Raw genomic sequence first — 18,191 nt, 5'->3', positions numbered from 1 at the left:
GGTAGCTCGACCCCCAGTCCTGGATCACGGTGCTGTAGAACGCCGGCTCGCAGAGCTTGTGCTCGAGAAACATGCGCCAGCCGTCCGGCAGGGCCTGGTAGATCTGGCGCGCGCTCTCCAGATAGCGCTCGAAGGCGCGGCGCAGATGCTGCTGGCCCGGGAAGTTGCTGCCGTCGCCCACCCACACCGTCAGCGCCCGGCTGCCCAGCCGCTGGCCAATCCGTATGCATTCGACGTTGTGCGCCACGGCCTGCTCCCGGGTGCCCGCGTCGCTGTGGCTCAGGCTGCCGAACTTGTAGCTGTGCGCCTGGCCGCGCTGGTCGGAAAAGGTATTCGAGTTGATCGCGTCAAAGCCCAGGCCGTAGCCGCTGGCGGTCTCGCGCAGCGCGCTCCAGTCGCTGCACTGGTCCCAGGGGATGTGCAGCGACACGGTGGGCGTGGCGCGGGCCAGCTGCTGGATCACGCCGCAGTCCTGCAACTTGTCGAACACATGGCGCGGCTCGCCCGGGCCGGGGAAGCGCGCGAACCGGGTGCCGCCGGTTCCCACGCCCCAGCTGGGCAGGGCCACGCCCAGCGCCGCGACCCGCTGGCGCACCGCGTCCACGTCGATACCGCGCCGCGCCAGTTGCTCGCCCAGGTGCGCGTAGTCGCGCGCCACGTGCTGCAGCTGGTGGCCGTTGTGCTCCTGGATCAGGTCGGGGTCTATCAAGTGCATGCTCGTCACCGGGTAAAGGCCGCCAGGTGGCCGGCGTCCACGTTCAAAATGTTCCCGGTGCTCTTCGCGCTGAGCTGCTCCGCGGCAAAGAAATACACGGCCTCGGCAATGTCCTCGGGGAACACACTGCGCTTGAGCAGCGACCGGTCGCGGTAGAAGGCTTCCAGGTCCTGCTCGCTGATCTTGTTCGCCGCGGCGCGCTCCGCGCTCCACTTGCCGGTCCAGATTTTCGAGCCCCGGATCACCGCGTCCGGGTTCACCACGTTGGAGCGGATTCCCAGCGGCGCGCCCTCGAGCGCGAAGCTGCGGCTGAGCTGGATTTCCGCGGCCTTGGCCGCGCAATACGCGCTCGCCTGGGGGCTCGCGAGCATGCCGTTCTTGCTCGCGATCATGACGATGCTGCCCCCCCTGCCCTGCGCCTTCATCAGCCGGAAGGCCTCGCGGCCCACCAGAAAATAGCCGGTCGCCAGAACGCTCTGGTTCAGGTTCCAGAGTTCCAGACTGGTGTCCTCGATCGACGCGGCGCTGGCAATGCCGGCGTTGCTCACCAGAATGTCCACGCCGCCGTACTCCAGCACCGCACGCTGGAAGGCGGCGACCACGCTGGCCTCGCGCGTGACGTCGCAGTGCACACCGCGCACCGGGTCCCGGCCGTGGGCCTTGGACAGTTCGGCCGTCACCGCGTCGAGCGCGCCCTGGTCGACGTCGAGCAGCACCACGCAAGCGCCTTCGGCCAGCAGGCGCCGGGCGATCGCCTGCCCGATGCCGCCCGCGCCGCCGGTCACCAGCGCCACCCGGCCGACCAGCGGCCGGGGTTTGGGCAGGCGCTGCAACTTGGCTTCTTCGAGCAGCCAGTACTCGATGTCAAAAGCCTCCTGCTCGGGCAGGCCCACGTAGCGGTCGATGGCGCTGGCGTCGCGCATCACGTTGATCGCGTTCCCGTAGAACTCGCCGGCAACGCGCGCCGTGGCCTTGTCCCGGGCCATGGACACCATGCCGACGCCGGGCAGCAGGACGATGACCGGGTTGGCGTCACGCATCGCCGGGCTGTCGGCGCGCTGGCAGCGCGCGTAATAGGCGCCGTAGTCGGCGCGGTAGGCCGCGAGTCTCTCCTCCAGCGCCCGCGCCAGGGCCTCGCCCTGCAGGCGGTAGACGGCCTCGTCCAGAACCAGCGGGCGAATCTTGGTGCGCAGGAAATGGTCCGGGCAAGAGGTGCCCAGCGCCGCGAGCGGGCCCAGGTCGCGGCTGTTCACGAACTCCAGCACCGCCGCCTGGCGGTCTGCGTGCAGCAGCTTGTGGCCGCTGCACGAGGCCAGCCCGCGCAGCACCGGCAGCACCCGCAACAGCGTGGCGTCCTGCTGCGCCGGGTCCAGCGCCTGGCGGGCCGGGCCGCCAAAGCCCACGGCCTGGCGCGCCGCGCGTTCGCGCGCGAGCCAGTCCTGCGCCTGCGCGATCACGTCCACCGTGTTCTCATAACAGGCGCGCGCGTCGTCGCCCCAGGTGAACAGGCCATGGCCCGCGAGCACCAGGCCGCGCTGGCCGGGGTGGCTCGCCTGGTAGCGCTGCAGCATCAGGCCGAGCTCGAAGCCGGGCCTGCGCCAGGGCAGCCAGCCGACGCTGCCGGCAAAGACCTGCTGCGTCAGCCTCTCGCCTTCGGCCATCGCGGCGATGGCGATCACCGCGTCCGGGTGCATGTGGTCCACGTGCGCAAACGGCAGATAGGCGTGCAGCGGGGTGTCTATGCTCGCGGCGCGCGGGTTCAGGTTGAAGGTGCAGTGCGGCAGATAGCCCACCATCTCGTCCTCATGCCCGGGGCCGCGGTAGATGCCCTGCAGCGCCTGCAACCGGTCCATGTACAGGGTGGCGAAGCCGTCGAGTTGCATGGAGCCCAGGTCGCCGCCCGAGCCCTTGATCCACAGCACCTGCACCTCCTGTCCGGAGAGCGGGTCCTTTTGCCCGATCTTCGCGGAGGTGTTGCCGCCCCCGTAATTCGTGATGCGCAGGTCCGAGCCCAGCAGGTTCGAGCGGTAGAGCAGCAGCTGCGCGGCGTCCAGCGTCGCGGCGCGGTCTGCATCCCAGCGCGGAAAGGGCCGTGGAGAAGTCGGTGCGGTCATGGGGATGGGCGTGGGCGAAGGCTCGATAAGGGCGAAACAAACTGTAGGGGCAGGCCGCCACGCGAGGGATACGTAGTTTTTATGCGATGCATCAGCTTTCCTGATGCATGGCCGCAAGCAGAAACCGCCTCGGCAGCCACGCCCCTCGCACGGAGTGGCAAGCAGGGAAAACACCCGCCAGGCCGCCCGCCAAGGGTCGCGCCCGAGACCGTTTCGGCCGGGTCCGCATAAGGGATATCCCGTATTCGTGCCCGGGCCGCAGCCCTGCGCCAGCAGAATCGCGGGCATGAAAAATACGACCCTGCGCCAGCTGCGCCTGTTTGAAGCCGTGGCCTCGCACCTGAGCTACTCGCGCGCGGCGGAACACATGGGGCTGACGCAGCCGGCGGTGTCCATGCAGCTGCGGCAGCTGGAGGCCGACCTGGGCCTGCAACTGCTGGTGAAAATCGGCAAACGCATCCGCCTGAGCCAGGCCGGCGAGGAAATGCTGAGCCAGACCCGCCGCATCCTGAACCAGGTGCACATTGCCGAGGAAGCCGTTGCGGCCTTCCGCGTGACCGAAGGCGGCGGCGGGCTGCTGCATCTGGGCGTGGTGTCCACCGCGCACTACTTCGCGCCGACGCTGCTGATGGCCTTTGCCCGGCAGTGGCCGGGCGTGAAATTCAAGCTCACGGTGGAGCGGCGCGAGAAGATCCTGAGCCTCCTGCAGGAGCACCAGATCGACGTCTCCATTGCCGGCTACCCGCCGTCCGATGCCGACGTGGAGGCCGAAACCTTTGCCCAGAACCCGCACTGCATCGTCGCCGCCGCAGAGCACCCGCTGGCCAAGCAACGCGGCATCCCCTGGGACGCGCTGCGCGACGAGCCCTTCATCTTCCGCGAGCCCGGATCGACGACGCGGAAGTTTTTCGAGTACCTGCTGCAGGCCCGCGCGTTGCAGGTCAGGGTGTCGATGGAGCTGTCCGGCAACGAGAGCATCAAGCAGGCCGTGATGGCCGGAATGGGCATCAGCTTTCTGTCCGCGCACACCTTCCAGATCGAACTCGAGGCCGGCCGCCTCGCGGTGCTGGACTTGCAGGACATGCCGAAGATGCTCGACTGGTGCCTGCTGCACCGCCGCGAGTCCACGCTGTCCGGCGCAGCCGGCGCATTCCGCTCCTTCGTCCTCGCGCACGGCCCCGATCTGGTCCAGTGCCGGGTGCACTCCTGAATGGGTACGCGCTCCTGCCCGCCCCCTTCTCGCACGCTGCAGACCCAAGCGCGCACTCAGCGCCCCACATACCGGGACAAGAAGTTCAGCTGCCTGCGCACGTTCTCTTCCAGGAAGTCGCCGTAGTACGGCTGGAAGTGGTCAGATGCGTGCAGCGTGAACTCGCCCCAGGGCATGCGGCTGACCGCCTTGCGCGCCAGATGCGCGGAGACCAGGCTGTCCCTGGAGCCCGCGATCACCAGGGTCGGCACGCGCACCCGGTGGGCGCTGTGGATCGGGTTGTACCAGGCCATCTTCAGCGCCACGCGCGCCAGCGCCTTGTTTTCCCAGGGCACGTCAACATGGGCCAAGATCTTCTCCATGCCATCCCACGCCCCGGGGCTGGTGAGCATGGCCAGCTCGCCCGGGTAGCCGACCACCGGCAGGTAGAGCGGCCGGCCAAAGGGGCTGCCCAGCAGGTCGATCAGGCCCGCAAGGGTCAGCGCCAGGATTCTGCGCAGCGGCATCGCGGCGACCACATTGAGGCCGCTCATCAGCGGATGCATTGCGATGACGGCGCTGACGCGGTGCCCGCGCGCCGCCATGCACACCACGTGGCCACCGGACATCGAAGTGCCCCACAGCACCATGCGCTGCGCATCGACCGTCGGCAGCGTCTGCACGTGCGCGATGGCCGCGTCCCAGTCCTTCAGGTGGCGAAAGGGGTCCACCCAGTGGCGCGGCTGGCCCGCGCTGTCGCCGAAATTGCGGTAGTCGAACAGGTACACGGCGTAGCCGGCCTCGGCGAAGCGCCGGGCGTACGGCATCAGCATCGCGCGCACGCAGGCAAAGCCGTGCGCCATGACGATGACCGGGGGGGGCCGTTCGCCCTGGTCCGGCAAGAGCAGGGTGCTGGCGCAGCGCAGGCCCTGGCTCATGAAGGAGGATTCGACGCGCCTCATGCGCGCCCCGGCGGATTTCGACCCTGGCGCGCCAGCGCTGCCGAAACCCGCTGCTTTGCGGGGCCTTCCTTTTGCCGATGGCAGGACATGCCAATGCCGGACGGGCCGGCGCCGATGATCAGAACGTCAAAATGGGTTTCCATGGACCATGCCTTTATGAGGGAGCGGCGAGCATCCCCGTGCGCGGCCTTTATGTCTTGACATTACGAGACGGATATTTGACATTTTGAGACATGACACCCATGGTTCAATCCAGCGGATTGCAGGGCTATTCCACGCTCATGCACACCCTCGGCAGCGATCCCATCGCATTACTCAGTCGTTACCGACTCTCCCCGAAGTCACTCACGGGCGAAGACGCACTGCTGTCGCTGCGCGCCGGCGTCCACCTGCTGGAGGCCAGCGCGCGCATGACGGGCTGCGCGGATTTCGGCTTGCGCCTATCGCAATTACAGAACATGAACGTACTCGGCCCCCTGTCCATCGTGCTGCAAAACGCATCCACCGTGCGGCTGGCCTGGGACTACGTGGCACGCCACATGTTCGTGCACACCCCCGGCCTGGCACTGGACGTGCGCGACGACAGCGCGCTGATCAATGGCGCTGCAGAAATGGTGGTGCAGATCCGGCTGAACCATCTGCCCACGCAGCGCCAGACCATCGACCTGTGCCTGGGGAACATGCACCGCACCACACAATTGCTCGCCGGCCCGAGCTACCACTTGCTCGCCGTCACGCTGCCGCACGCGCCCGTGGCGCCGATTGCCATCTACCGGGAATTCTTCGGTGCGCACGTCATCGCGGAACAGCCGCGCGCCGCCCTGCACCTGAGCCGGGAGACGCTGGACGCCAGCTTGCAAAACACGAATCCTGCGTTGCGCCAAATCACGCAGGACTACCTCGCACGGCATTTTCGCGTTCCCGAAGAAAACATCTCCGCGCGCGTGCGCCTGGCGCTGCGGCGCTCCCTCGGAACGCAGCGCGGCAACAAGACCGACGTCGCCCAGTTGCTGGCCATCCATCCGCGCACGCTGCAACGCCACTTGGCGGCCGAACGCACCAGCTTCGAGGCCCTGCGCGAGGAAACCCGCAAGGAGGTCGCGCTGCACTACCTGCGCGAGACGCATATTGCGCTCGGGCAGCTCGCCGACATCCTGGGCTTCTCGGATCAATCGGCGATGACACGCTCCTGCCGCCGCTGGTTCGGCGTCCCCCCCTCGATGCTGCGCAGCAGGGACGCGATGGACGACGATCCCCACACCTGAAGCAACCGATGCGTGCGGCCAAGGGTTTCCCCAGGCCGCGCCGCCATTTTCATGGAAGAAAATATGCTTTCACCAATGAGAATGGACGCGACATGAACGCAGTCAATGGCTTCTCGCGCCGCCGGGCGCTGGGTCTGGGTTCCGTGGCCCTTGCGACCCTTGCGGCCGGGCTCGCCTCCGACGGGGCGGCCGCGCAAGGGGCCGCGGCCTGGCCCGGCAAGGCGGTGACGCTGGTGGTCGGCGCGCCGCCCGGCGGCCAAACCGACTTTGCCGCGCGGCTGCATACGGCCGGCTTGCAGGCCGCGGCCGGCCAGCCCTTCGTCATCGACAACCGACCCGGTGCCGGCGGCAACATCAGCGTGGACTACGTGCTCAAGGGCCCCACCGATGGCTCCCGGCTGCTCGTGGGCAACGGCGGCAACATGACGCTCAACCCCCACACCTACCGCAACACGCCCATGGTCGATCCGCGCAGCCTGGTGCCCATCGGCGTGCTGCTGCAATCGGCGCTGGTGCTGGCCGTGCATCCGGGCGTTGCGGCGCGCAACATGGCCGAGTTGTCCGCCTGGCTCAGGGCGCAGGAAGGGGCCCGCGGGGGCGCGGACTACGCGTCCTCCGGCCCGGGCAGCCTGACCCAGGCGAGCATGGAGTTGCTGCGCGAGCGCCTGGGCAGGCCGAAGATGAACCACGTGGCCTACAAGGGCAGCGCCCCGGCCATGCAGGACCTGATCGCCGGCCGCGTGAGCATGATGTTCGACGCGGTGTCGGTCATGACGCCCTTCTTCAAGTCCGGCCAGCTGCGCGCCTTGCTGGTCACCAGCGACCAGCGCGTCCCCGCGCTGCCCGACGTGCCGACCGCCACCGAACTCGGCGTGCCGGACTTCGTCGTGACCTCCTTCATCGGGCTCTACGGCCCGCCGGGCCTCCCGCCCGAGGTCGTGCAAAAGGCAAACGCGGCGCTCAACCAGTCGATGGCCGACCCCGCAACCCGCAAGACCATTGCCGAACGCGGAGACGAGCCCGGTGGCGGCACGCCGGAGCAACTGGCGGCAATGACCCGGCGCTACTACAAGACCTGGGGCGAGGTCGTGAAGGCGAACGACATCCGCGCCGAATGACCGGGCCGTCCATGAAGCAGCGCAGCGCACGCCAGTCCACCAGCGCCCCCGGGGCCGGGGCGCGGACGCAGTACGCGGTGCCGGCCGTGGAAAAGGCCCTCGAATTGATCGAGCTGCTGGCCAGCCAGGCCAAGGGCCTGACCCTGGTGGAAATCGCTGCGCAATTGCAGCGCAGCATGGGCGAGATCTACCGCGTGGCCATCGTGCTGGCGGCGCGCGGCGTGATCGTGCAAGAGGCCGCGTCCGAGCGCTACTTCCTGACCGGCAAGCTCTTCGAGCTGGCGCACCGCCACCCGCCCACCGCGCGCTTGCTGGACATGGCCGAGCCGCTGATGCGCACCCTGGCCGAGCGCATGGAGCAGTCCTGCCACCTGGCCGTGCTCGACCGCGACGCGGTGCTCATCGTCGCTTGCGCCGAAAGCCCCCTGCCCATGAACTACCGGGTGCGCGTGGGGGTGCGCTTCCCCGCGCTGGAGACCAGCTCCGGCGTGGTGCTGGTGGCGCACCAGCCGCGCGCGCACTGGGAGCGCTGGATGGCGCACGTTGCCGCGTTGCCGCGCGCGCGCCTGCAGCAGCGGCTCGAGGCCGCGCTGGCCCAGGGCGCAGAGGAGATGCCCAGCCCGATGGTGCAAGGCGTGACCAACCTGAGCTACGCCGTGCGCGACCACCGCGGCATGGCGGTGGCCGCGCTCACGGTGCCCTTTCTCAGCCAGAGCGTGCTCCGCGTTGACCTGCCCGGCGTGCGGCCGATGGTGCAGCAGGCGGCCGGCACGCTGTCGGCCTTTCTCGGCTTCGTGTCGCCCGCGAACGCACCATGATGACGGACACGTCCGGCAAACTGGTGCTTCAGGGACTGACCTGGGACCACGCGCGCGGCTACGACCCGCTCGTGGCCTGCGCGCGCCGCTACGGGGAATTGACCCACGGGCAGGTGGCGATCGAATGGCGCAAGCGCTCGCTGCACGACTTCGGCGCGGCCCCCATCGACGCGCTCGCGCGCTCCTTCGACCTGCTGGTCATCGACCACCCCTTCATGGGCCAGGCCCAGCAGACCGGCTGCTTTCGGGACCTGCACGAACTCTTCGAGCGCGCGGCGCTGCAAGCGGCCATGCAGGCCGGTGTGGGGGCCAGCGGATCGGTCTACGCCTGCGCCGGACAGGTGTTTGCGCTCCCGACCGACGCCGCCGCGCAGGTTGCCAGCCTGCGCCCGGACCTGCTCGCGGCGCTGGGCATGGACACGCCACGCCACTGGGGCGACGTGACGCGCCTGGCAAAGCGCGCGCGCGCCAACGGCCAGAGCCTGGCCTGGGCCGGCACGCCGACCGACGCCGCCTGCACCTTTCTGAGCCTGGCGGCGAACCTGGGCCATCCGCTGCAGGAAGGGGCGCAGTTTCTGCCCGCCGGCGTGGTGGCCCAGGTCCTGCTGCACCTGGACTGGCTGCGCGCGCATTCCCAGAGCGCTTGCCTGGAGCACAACCCGATCCAGACGTACGAGGCCATGCTGGCTTCGGACACCCTGGTCTACTGCCCCCTGGCCTTCGGCTATTCCAACTACGCGCGCCCGGGCCGGACGCCGAGGCTGTGCTTTGCCGCCCTGGCCGGCCCCGGTCCGCAGCCCACGCGCGGCGGCCTGCTGGGCGGCGCCGGAATGGCCATCTCCAGCCACAGCGCCGCGCCGCGCGCACGCGCGGCCGCCGACTTCATGCACTGGCTGCACAGCGCGCCGGTGCAATGCGGGCTCTACCTCGACAGCGGCGGCCAACCCGGCCATGGCGCGGCCTGGCGCGATGCGCACGTGAACGCGCGCGTGCCCGACTTCTTCGCGGCCACCCTGCCGACCCTGGAGTCGGCCTGCGTGCGGCCGCGCTTTGCCGGTTTCGTCGGCTTCGTGGAGCGCGCCGGCGCATGCATCCACCGCTGCCTGCGCGGCGAAATCGACGGCGCGGCACTCTACGACGCACTGCTGCGCGACTACCGCGAAACCTGGGCCGCGCGCAACACCCCCTCCCCCCCAACCGAGCCCACCCCATGAACCAGCAAGCCCTGGACGACATCACCATTCTCGACTTCAGCCACCTGCTGCAAGGCCCCTTTGCCACCATGCTGCTCGCCGACATGGGCGCCCACGTCATCAAGCTGGAGCGGCCCAAGACCGGCGAAATGTTCCGCCAGATGACCTTCAACAACCGCTGGCTGGGCGGCACCGAGAGCCCCAACTTCATCGCCTGGAACCGCAACAAGCAGTCGGTGGCGCTCGACCTGAAGGCGCGCGAGGCGCGCGAACTGGTCTACGAAATCATCCCGAAGATCGACGTGGTGGTGCAGAACTTCCGCCCGGGTGTGCTCGAGCGGCTGGGCTACGGCTACGCGGCGCTGTCCGCGCTCAACCCGCGGCTGATCTACTGCTCGGGCTCCGGCTACGGCGAGTCCGGGCCCTACGTGGATCGCCCGGGCCAGGACCTGCTGATCCAGGGCCTGACCGGACTCGCCGCGGCCACCGGCCACGGCGACGGCCCCCCGGTGCCGACCGGTGCCGGCTTTGCCGACCAGGTGGGCGCGATGAACATGGTCTACGGCATCCTGACGGCGCTGCACTGGCGCGCGCGCAGCGGCCAGGGGCAGGAGGTCCGGGTGAACCTGATGGCCGGCCTGCTCGCGCACCAGGCGCAGGAACTGATGAGCGTGCTCAACCTCGGGCAGGACTTCGAGCGGCCGCGCTCGGGAATTGCCCACCCCGGAATGGACGCGCCCTTCGGCGTCTACGAGACCCGCGACGGCTACGTCACGGTGGCCATGAGCCCCTTTGCCACCCTCATCCGCATTCTGGGAGCGCCCGAGCTCGCGCGCTTTGACGACGCGCAGACCCTGTTCGCGCAGCGCGACGAGATCCACGGCCTGCTGTCGCAGTACACGCGGCAGTGGCTGCGCGCCGAACTGCTCGAGGCCCTGCTGGCGGCCGGAATCTGGTGCGGCGAGATCAAGACGCACCTGGAAGTCGAGCGCGACCCGCAGGTGCAGCACATGCAGATGATCACCAGCTACGCGCACCCCGCGATCGGCCGCGTCAAGGCCGTGGCCCCGGCCGTGCACCTGAGCAAAACGCCCGCGCGCATTCGCACGCCCGCGCCGGGCGTCGGGCAGCACAGCGCGCAGGCGCTGGCGGATCTGGGGGTCGCCCGGGACACCATCGCCGCGCTCATCGCCCAGGGCGTGCTGGAGCAGGCAGCCTGATACCGGACCGGGTGTTTCCACTGATTCGCATGCTGCGCCCGTGCATTCAAATCGCGGGGCTCGAATCAGGAGGGAAGCATGAAACGGTTTATCGCGATTCTGCTGGCGTCTGCCAGCGCACTGGCGCTCATCTCTGCCCCGGCGCAGGCGCAGGCGCAGACGCAGAAAATGCCCAAGCGCATCGGCTACGTGACGAACTACGCCACGCACGAGTGGTACCAGAACGTCATCAAGGGCATGCAGGACCACGCCAAGAAACTGGGCATCCAGCTGGAGGTGCAGGACGCGAATCTGGACATCGCAAAACAGGTCGCAGCAGCCGAGGACTTCATGGCCAAGGGCGTCGATGTCCTGATCGTGACGCCGGTGAACGAGGAGGGCGTGGTCCCGCTGCTGCGGCAGGCGAAGTCGCACAACATACCCGTCGTGCTCGAAGGCAACCCGGTCAAGGGAATGACCACGATGGTCGCCATCTGCGACTACGACACCGGCTTTTTCTCCGGCGTCGAGGCCGGCAAATACGCCAAGGAAAACCTCGGGGGCATGGCCAAGGTGATGAACGTCGGCCTGCCGCTGCTCTCGGCGACCGTGCTGCGCTCGCGGGGCTTCATGGATGGGCTCCGGACCATCATCCCCGGCGCCACCATGGTCCACGACCTCGACGGCGGCGGCAACCCCGACCGTGCGCTCGAAGTGTCCGCGGCCGCGCTGGCGAAGAACTCCGACGTGACCATCATCTATGGCATCAACGACTCCTCCTCACTCGGCGGCCTGCAAGCCTGGAAGGCCGCAGGCAAGTCGCAGGACGGTCTGCTGACCGTCGGCACGGGCGGCGAGGGCCTGGCGTTCATCCACGCGATCGAGAAGGAGCCCTCGTACCGCATCGAGGCGGCGATGTTCCCGGAGAAAGAGGGCTACACCGCCATCGAGGCCGCAGTGCGGCTCTTTCGCGGAGAAAAGCTGCCGATGCACATCGTGAGCCCGACCACGCCGCTGATCGGCAAGGACTGGAAGAAGTTCTACGACCTGGACGGCACCAAGCGCACGATCAAATGGGACGCCGTGAACGCGCTGAAAGCCCCGGAAAAATGCACCAAGACCGCGGCCGACCTGAAGAAATAGCCATGCAGCAAGTGGCCGGCCTCACGCCACCTCTGCCACCTCTGCCGCCTCTGCCGCAGAGGCGGTTTGCCCACTGGCGGCTGCCGGGCAGCGAGCAGCTCGTTCTGGTCCTGCTCCTGGCCGGCTTGTGCACCGCCATATCGATCGCGGCGCCGCAGTTCCATTCCGGGGCAAACATCATCGCCATCCTGCGCCAGTGCGCGCTGGTGCTCATCGTCGCCTCGGGCATGAGCATGCTGATCATTACCGCCGAGATCGACCTGTCCGTCGGCGCGTCGTCGGCCTTCGTCGGCTGCATCGGCATGGCCGTCCTGAACGCGACGCACAGCCTGACGCTGAGCATGCTCGCGGCGCTCGCGTTCTCTGGCGGCGTCGGCCTCGTGAACGGCCTGGTGGTCACGCGGCTCAAGGTGAACGCGCTGATCGGCACGATCGGCATGATGATGGTGCTGCAGGGCGGCGTCTATCTGTTCACGCGCGAGGCCGTGCAGAACCAGCACCAGCTCCCCCAGTTCACCAGCCTGGGCGCGGGCTACGTCGGCCCCATCCCGGTTCCGGTGATTCTCGCGCTCGTCCTCTTCGCCATCGTTTACGTGACGCTGCGCTTCACCACGCTCGGCCGCTACCTGTATGCCGTCGGCGCGAACGAGAAGGCCGTGCGCCTGTCCGGCCTGCGCTCGCAGCGGCTGAAACTGTTTGCCTTCGTCGTCACGGGGCTGTGCGTCGGCGTCGCCGGCATGATCCTGGCATCGCTCATGAACGCGGGCCAGCCGACGGCTGGCCGCGGCTTCGAGCTCACCGTGATCGCGGCCGTGATCCTCGGCGGCACCAGCCTGCAGGGCGGGCGCGGCTCGCTGCTCGGCACCCTGCTCGGCGTGCTGCTGCTCAAGGTCATGGACAACGGCATCATCATCCTCGGCTGGAACCAGGACTTGCAGATGGTGGTCCCCGGCGCCGTGATCATCCTGGCGAGCTACCTCGACGTCCTGCGGAACAAGGCCCATGCCCACTGAGACCGAGACCCTGCAAGCCGGTGCCAGCAGCGACCCGGCGCTTGAAACACCTGCGGCGCTCGAGATGCACGGCATCACCAAGCGCTTCCCCGGCGTGAACGCGCTGGAGGACGTCGATCTCACGCTGCAAGCCGGCAAGGTGCACGCCCTCATGGGCGAAAACGGCGCGGGCAAATCGACGCTGATCAAGATCATGGCCGGCGTCTACCGGAAGGACGGCGGCAGCATCCGCATGCGCGGCCGCGAGATCGACATCGCATCGCCGCGCGACAGCTTGCACCAGGGCATCAAGGTCGTCTTCCAGGAGATCGCGCTGATCCCCGAATTCACCGTCGCCGAGAACATCTTTCTGGAGGCGTATCCGACCGGCCGCGGCGGCTCGATCGACTGGCGCAAGATCCGCGCCGACGCCGCTGCGCTCTTCCAGCGCATCGGCTTCGACGTCGATCCCGCGGCGCGCACCGGCTCGCTGGCGGTGAGCAAGCAGCAGATGGTCGAGATTGCCCGCGCCCTGGTCCACGAGGCCCGGGTCGTCGTGATGGACGAGCCGACCTCCTCGCTCACGCCGAACGAGGTCGCGCTGCTTTTCACGGTCATCCGCCGCCTTGCCGCGTTCGGCATCGCGGTCGTCTACGTCAGCCACAAGCTCGACGAGGTGTTCGAGATCGCCGACACCGTGACGGTGCTGCGCGACGGCCGCCACGTCTCGACCCGGCCGATCGCCGAACACAGCCACCAGACGCTGATCCAGGACATGATCGGCCGGCAGATCGACACGCTGTTCTCGCGCCAGCGCCCCGCCGCGCGCAGCACGGTGGCGCTCTCGGTGCAGGGCCTGAGCACGGCGCACAAGCTCAGGAACGTGTCCTTCGAGGCGCACGCCGGCGAGGTTCTCGGTTTCTTCGGGCTCATGGGCGCGGGCCGCACCGAGCTGGCCAAGGCGATCGTCGGCTACGACCCCATCACCGCGGGGACGATCACCATCGACGGCAAGCCCCTGGCGCCGCACGACACCCATACCGGCGTGCGGCTGGGAATCGGCCTGCTCACCGAGGACCGCAAGACCGAGGGGCTGATGGCGGAACTGCCCGTCTACCAGAACGCCAGCCTGGCCTCGCTGGGCGCGTTCGCCACCATGGGCTTCGTCGACGCGCCCAAGGAGCACCGCGCGGTGCAAGATTACGTGCAGCGCTTTCGCGTCAAGACCCCCGGCCTGTTCCAGCAGATCAAGAACCTGTCCGGCGGCAACCAGCAAAAGATACTGATTGCGCGCTGGCTGATGCGGGGGCTCAAGGTGATCGTCGTTGACGAGCCGACGCGCGGCATCGACGTTGGCGCCAAGTCGGAAATCTTCGCGCTCATCGACCGGCTCGCCGCGGAGGGCCTCTCGGTCATCATGATGACCTCGGAAATGCCCGAACTGCTCGGCCTCTCGGACCGCATCGCCGTCCTGCACGAGGGCCGCCTCACGGCCACCATGCCGCGCGACGACGCCACGCAGGAAAACATCCTCGACGCGGCGATCGGCGGACGCCGCGATGGCCGGCGCCTCCCGGAAAAATGAAACGATGACGACGACCACCCCCCCCATCATCCCCGCCCCCGCGGGCCCGGCCAGCGCGCAGCCGCCACCCCTGCTCGCGCGCCTGCTACGCCGCCAGGAAACGGTGCTCTTCCTGTGCCTCGTCCTGGTCATCGCCTTCTTCTCCTTCGCGGTGGAGAACTTCTTCTCCGCGCGCAACCTGGGCAACGTGCTCGGACAGGCGTCGCTGGCGCTCGTGGCCGGCATCGGCTGCGCCATCGTCTTCATCTCGGGCGAGGTGGACATCTCCATCGGCGCGCTGCTCGCGACCGTGGCGCTGCCGCTGATCCTGATCATGAACGGCACCGGCTCGCTCGCGCTGGGCATCGGCGGCGCCTTGCTGCTCGGGCTGCTGATCGGGTCGCTGAACGCCTTCCTCTCGGCCTGCGCCGGAATCAATTCCCTGATCGTCACGCTCGGCACCATGTTCATGCTGCGCGGCGGCGTTTATCTCTATACGGGCCAGCGCGCGATACCCGACGAGCGCTCCCTCGAGAGCTTCATCATGCTGTCCGACGGCCGCTTGTTCGGCCTGATCCCCTACTCCGCCGTGATCGCGCTCGTACTGCTGTGCGCCTTTGCGTACGTGATGCGCTACCGCTCGTTCGGCCGCCACATCTACGCCGTCGGGGGCAACGCGGAGGTGGCCCGGCTCGCGGGCCACGACGTGCGCCGCGTGAAGTTCACCTGCTTCATCATCAGCGCGCTGCTGGCAACGGTTGCGGGAATCATTCTGGCAGCGCGCGTCGGCTCGGCGCAGCACACGGCGGGGCTGAATTTTGAATTCCAGGTCGTCGCCGCGACGGTGCTCGGGGGCGTCAGCCTGGCCGGCGGAATCGGCAGCCTCGGCGGCATGGCGCTCGGCGTGCTGATCCTGCAATTTCTCTCCAACGGCTTGCGCGGCCTCGGCCTGCCCACCGAATGGCAGTTGATCGTCACGGGAATGATCATCATCGCCGCGGTCGCGTTCGACGCGGCCAAGAGCCAACGCAGCACAAGGAGTCTGGCATGAGCCGCCTCAGCGGAAAATCCGCCGTCGTCACGGGCGCCGCCGAAGGCATCGGCAACGCCATCGCCTCGGCCATGGCGCGCGAAGGCGCGCACGTATTCCTCGGCGACATCGCGGACGCGCGCGGCGCGCAGCTTGCCGCGGACCTGCGCGCCGCGGGCCACCGGGCCGACTACGTGCACTGCGACGTAGCGCGCGAAGCGGATATTGCCGGCCTCATCGCGGCGGCCGTCGCAGGAACGGGTCGGCTCGACATTCTGGTGAACAACGCCGGAATCGCCATCGGCGGCATGCCGGTCCACGCGATGAGCGACGCCCAATGGCACCGCCTGATCGAGGTGAACCTGACCAGCGTTTTCCGCGGCTGCAAACAGGCGCTGCCGCACATGATCGGCCAGAAGTCCGGATCGATCATCAACATGGCGTCGGCCCAGGGCCATATCGGCCTCGACGGCTGGACGGCCTACGCCGGCACCAAGGGCGCGGTGATGGCCATGACGCGGCAAATGGCCGTCGAGTTTGGCCCGCTGAACATCCGCGTCAACTCGATCTCGCCGGGAACCATCAACACGCCGATGAACAGCGCGCTGCTCCAGGAAATCGGCGGCAACCTGCTCCAGGCCTGGGTCAAGATGCACCCGCTGGGCCGCATCGGCGAACCGCATGAGGTGGCCGAAGCCGCCGTCTACCTCGCGTCGGACGCCGCGGCGTTCACCACCGGAATCGATCTGCGCGTCGATGGCGGGCTCACAGCGGCGCCCCGCTACGTCCCCGAGCTGCTGTGAATCGGCAGGGAGAAAACGCTTGGCCACCATCCCCCTCGCATGACACAAGGCCCGCATGAAACGCTGACGCTCGAGCGCTCGGGCCGCGTGGCGCTCGTCACCCTGCGGCGCGCCGACCAACTCAACGCCATGAACCGGCGCATGCAAGGCGAGATCACGGCGGTCTTCGAGGCCCTGTCCGGCGACGCCGGCGTCGGCGCCATCGTCATCACCGGCGCAGGGCGCGGCTTCATGGCGGGCGCCGACATCAAGGAATACGCCGCCCAGAGCGCAGCGCAATTCGACGCCTTTCAGGCAGCCGGCGCGCGCATGTACGCCGCCATAGAAAACAACCGCAAACCGGTGATCGCCGCGGTCAACGGCTTTGCGCTCGGTGGCGGAATGGAACTGCTGCTGTGCTGCGACCTCGTCATCGCCAACGGATTTGCCAAGCTCGGACTGCCCGAGGTCAAACTCGGCCTCGTACCCGGCGGCGGCGGCACGCAGCGCAGCGTCGCCAAACTCGGGCGCAACCGCGCGAACCTGCTGCTGATGACCGGCGCCATCGTCCCCGCCGCCGAATTCCTTGCCTGCGGCCTGGTCAACGAGGTCGTCGCCGCCGACGAACTGCTGCCGCGCGCGCTCGAACTCGCCGCGGCGATCGCCGCCGAACCGGCCGCCGCCATCGAGGGCCTGAAGCGGCTCACGGCGCACGCGCTCTCGGGCGAACTGGCCGCAGGGCTGGCCCTGGAACGCGATCTTCTCGGCAGCCTCTATCGCAGCGCAGACGGGCAGCGGCGCGTGCGCGAATTCGCCGAAAAGAGCGCAAGACCCGTGCAGCAGGCAGGCCCCTGATGGCACCCCGGGCCTGTCTACTCCTGGCCCACCCGTTCGCACGACGCGCCCGCCCCCACCCCCATCCGGGTCTCGGCGCCCGCGCCGGGGGGGATCGACTCGGGGGGGCTGAGGGCGGACTCCAGCGCCGCCATGCCGACGAGGCGCTCCCGGTCGTCGAAATCCGTGAAGTTGACTGGGCTACCGGGCAGGGTCGAATCGACGGATTCAAAGTAGATGTTGATGACGAGCCCCAGCATGCCGTACGCCATGGGGCCGCAGCTCAGCAGAATCTGCTGGACGGTATGCAGAGCGCTGAGCTTGTTGCAGTCGCGGTCGGTGAGCACGCAGTCGCCGGTCGCAGCCGTTGTGCCATTGCACATGAGGACAACGGTCCACGACCTGTTGTCGCAGTAGATGGTGGCCTCCACGAACGCATACGCACCCGTGGACGTGATCACCTGGACCTGTTCGATCAACAGGTCATGGCCGAAGATGATGGGCACCATGGCTACGGTTCCGTGTTGCAGGAGTCACCGCCCCGCCCCGCTGCATTCGGGGCGCCGCCCGTGCAAGGAGGCAGGAACGTGTCTCAGGCATGGAAATCAATGACTATTTAAAACGTCAGCAGTGTAACGGACGTTTTCCCAAAACCCTCAATAAATCGTCGGTTTATGCGCGTTTATCTGACACCGCGTGGGGCGGCCTTGCGTGGCGCGGGGAGCGTTTTGGGGCAGGCAATTCGTTAATTGCCCGGGGATCCACCGGTCCATAGGCGGAGCCCCTGGCGATCCGGATTTTCCGGTTTTATACAGGCCAAGATGTCACAAACGTGACCAAACCGCACATCAGAAAATCCACCGAATCAGCCGTGAGCGGCTTACCGCTCGTGGGCTGAGTCATTGCGCACCTTCACGAACTCGGCCAACGCGATTTCGCCACGGATAAAGCGCTGTGCGTGCTCCTCGTCGGCCTTGCTGAGCATGAAGCCTTCCAGGCCGACCGAAGTTCGGGCAGGCCCCTGCGGCCTGCGATGAACCACCGGCACAGCGCCATGCCGGTGAAGACCAAGACGCATGCACGGGACCGTGCCACTGGCAAGCCGCACGAACTCCGCGCATCAATGGCAACGCCAAACGCAGGCACGCGGGTGGACACGCCATGGGCCGACGGGGCTGGCTTCAGAACCAGAACCCGTCACGCACCACATCTGACGTCTGCCCGATGATGGACAGCTGCGCTGCGGCGCCGGAAGCGGTAATGACGCCGTCGG

17 protein-coding genes and 1 pseudogene are annotated in these 18,191 nt (G+C 68.1%); 13 read left to right on the top strand and 5 right to left on the bottom strand.

Annotation, left to right across the window (positions count from 1 at the left end):
* A pseudogene (locus VTU_RS0123305) lies at positions 1-715 on the bottom strand (sugar isomerase); the annotation flags it as partial.
* Between the two features lie 5 nt (positions 716-720).
* Positions 721-2,829, bottom strand: a complete 2,109-nt coding sequence (locus VTU_RS0123300) for a bifunctional rhamnulose-1-phosphate aldolase/short-chain dehydrogenase (protein WP_010109875.1) — start codon at positions 2,827-2,829, stop codon at positions 721-723.
* A gap of 286 nt (positions 2,830-3,115) precedes the next feature.
* Between VTU_RS0123300 and VTU_RS0123295 the strand changes: the two genes are divergently transcribed.
* Positions 3,116-4,039, top strand: a complete 924-nt coding sequence (locus tag VTU_RS0123295) for a LysR family transcriptional regulator (RefSeq protein WP_010109874.1) — start codon at positions 3,116-3,118, stop codon at positions 4,037-4,039.
* A gap of 56 nt (positions 4,040-4,095) precedes the next feature.
* Here VTU_RS0123295 and VTU_RS0123290 read toward each other — a convergent pair whose 3' ends face one another.
* Entirely contained in the window at positions 4,096-4,980 is an 885-nt protein-coding gene (locus VTU_RS0123290; protein WP_010109873.1) for an alpha/beta hydrolase, read from the bottom strand.
* A gap of 242 nt (positions 4,981-5,222) precedes the next feature.
* Between VTU_RS0123290 and VTU_RS0123280 the strand changes: the two genes are divergently transcribed.
* The 11 genes from VTU_RS0123280 to VTU_RS0123230 all read left to right on the top strand — a co-directional run bounded on the left by VTU_RS0123280 (position 5,223) and on the right by VTU_RS0123230 (position 16,939).
* Positions 5,223-6,245 carry an AraC family transcriptional regulator gene (locus VTU_RS0123280; protein WP_010109869.1) on the top strand — a complete coding sequence of 341 codons (1,023 nt, stop codon included), beginning with the start codon at positions 5,223-5,225 and terminating at the stop codon, positions 6,243-6,245.
* A 92-nt stretch (positions 6,246-6,337) separates the two neighbouring features.
* A complete protein-coding gene (locus VTU_RS0123275; RefSeq protein WP_029554689.1) occupies positions 6,338-7,363 on the top strand; it encodes a tripartite tricarboxylate transporter substrate binding protein in 1,026 nt (341 codons plus the stop codon).
* An 11-nt stretch (positions 7,364-7,374) separates the two neighbouring features.
* Positions 7,375-8,181 carry an IclR family transcriptional regulator gene (locus tag VTU_RS30085; RefSeq protein ID WP_010109865.1) on the top strand — a complete coding sequence of 269 codons (807 nt, stop codon included), beginning with the start codon at positions 7,375-7,377 and terminating at the stop codon, positions 8,179-8,181.
* The gene (locus VTU_RS0123265) at positions 8,178-9,395 is read left to right on the top strand and encodes an extracellular solute-binding protein (RefSeq protein ID WP_236610851.1); all 1,218 of its coding nucleotides are present in this window, start codon (positions 8,178-8,180) and stop codon (positions 9,393-9,395) included. Before VTU_RS30085 ends, VTU_RS0123265 begins: the two co-directional genes overlap by 4 nt.
* Positions 9,392-10,594 carry a CaiB/BaiF CoA transferase family protein gene (locus VTU_RS0123260; protein ID WP_010109860.1) on the top strand — a complete coding sequence of 401 codons (1,203 nt, stop codon included), beginning with the start codon at positions 9,392-9,394 and terminating at the stop codon, positions 10,592-10,594. The genes VTU_RS0123265 and VTU_RS0123260 overlap by 4 nt, the downstream gene beginning before the upstream one ends.
* 78 nt (positions 10,595-10,672) lie before the next feature.
* Positions 10,673-11,716, top strand: coding sequence for a sugar ABC transporter substrate-binding protein (locus VTU_RS0123255; RefSeq protein ID WP_010109858.1), 1,044 nt, complete (start codon positions 10,673-10,675; stop codon positions 11,714-11,716).
* 2 nt (positions 11,717-11,718) lie between these two features.
* On the top strand, positions 11,719-12,729 hold the full coding sequence (locus tag VTU_RS0123250) for an ABC transporter permease (protein ID WP_010109857.1): 1,011 nt from the start codon (positions 11,719-11,721) through the stop codon (positions 12,727-12,729).
* Positions 12,719-14,293 (top strand): sugar ABC transporter ATP-binding protein, encoded by a 1,575-nt coding sequence (locus tag VTU_RS0123245; RefSeq protein WP_010109855.1) that lies wholly within the window; start codon positions 12,719-12,721, stop codon positions 14,291-14,293. The genes VTU_RS0123250 and VTU_RS0123245 overlap by 11 nt, the downstream gene beginning before the upstream one ends.
* A gap of 4 nt (positions 14,294-14,297) precedes the next feature.
* Complete coding sequence (locus VTU_RS0123240) at positions 14,298-15,323, top strand: ABC transporter permease (RefSeq protein ID WP_010109853.1); 1,026 nt, start codon at positions 14,298-14,300, stop codon at positions 15,321-15,323.
* Positions 15,320-16,105, top strand: a complete 786-nt coding sequence (locus tag VTU_RS0123235; RefSeq protein ID WP_010109851.1) for an SDR family NAD(P)-dependent oxidoreductase — start codon at positions 15,320-15,322, stop codon at positions 16,103-16,105. Before VTU_RS0123240 ends, VTU_RS0123235 begins: the two co-directional genes overlap by 4 nt.
* Before the next feature lie 39 nt (positions 16,106-16,144).
* Positions 16,145-16,939 carry an enoyl-CoA hydratase/isomerase family protein gene (locus VTU_RS0123230; protein WP_010109849.1) on the top strand — a complete coding sequence of 265 codons (795 nt, stop codon included), beginning with the start codon at positions 16,145-16,147 and terminating at the stop codon, positions 16,937-16,939.
* A gap of 17 nt (positions 16,940-16,956) precedes the next feature.
* Here VTU_RS0123230 and VTU_RS0123225 read toward each other — a convergent pair whose 3' ends face one another.
* Entirely contained in the window at positions 16,957-17,427 is a 471-nt protein-coding gene (locus VTU_RS0123225) for a hypothetical protein (RefSeq protein WP_010109847.1), read from the bottom strand.
* An 89-nt stretch (positions 17,428-17,516) separates the two neighbouring features.
* On the opposite strand from VTU_RS0123225, the gene VTU_RS34275 reads away from it, so the two are divergent.
* Positions 17,517-17,693 (top strand): hypothetical protein, encoded by a 177-nt coding sequence (locus tag VTU_RS34275; protein ID WP_169315440.1) that lies wholly within the window; start codon positions 17,517-17,519, stop codon positions 17,691-17,693.
* A 105-nt stretch (positions 17,694-17,798) separates the two neighbouring features.
* On the opposite strand, the gene VTU_RS35945 is transcribed toward VTU_RS34275, so the two are convergent.
* Entirely contained in the window at positions 17,799-17,996 is a 198-nt protein-coding gene (locus tag VTU_RS35945; protein WP_498370523.1) for an antitoxin VbhA family protein, read from the bottom strand.
* Positions 17,997-18,191: the final 195 nt, after the last annotated feature.

The sequence above is a fragment of the Verminephrobacter aporrectodeae subsp. tuberculatae At4 genome (assembly GCF_000193225.1).
Classification (GTDB): Bacteria; Pseudomonadota; Gammaproteobacteria; order Burkholderiales; family Burkholderiaceae_C; genus Acidovorax; species Acidovorax aporrectodeae.
The sequence above is the reverse complement of the archived record's forward strand: the minus strand, read 5'-3'. Positions and strand labels throughout refer to the sequence as shown.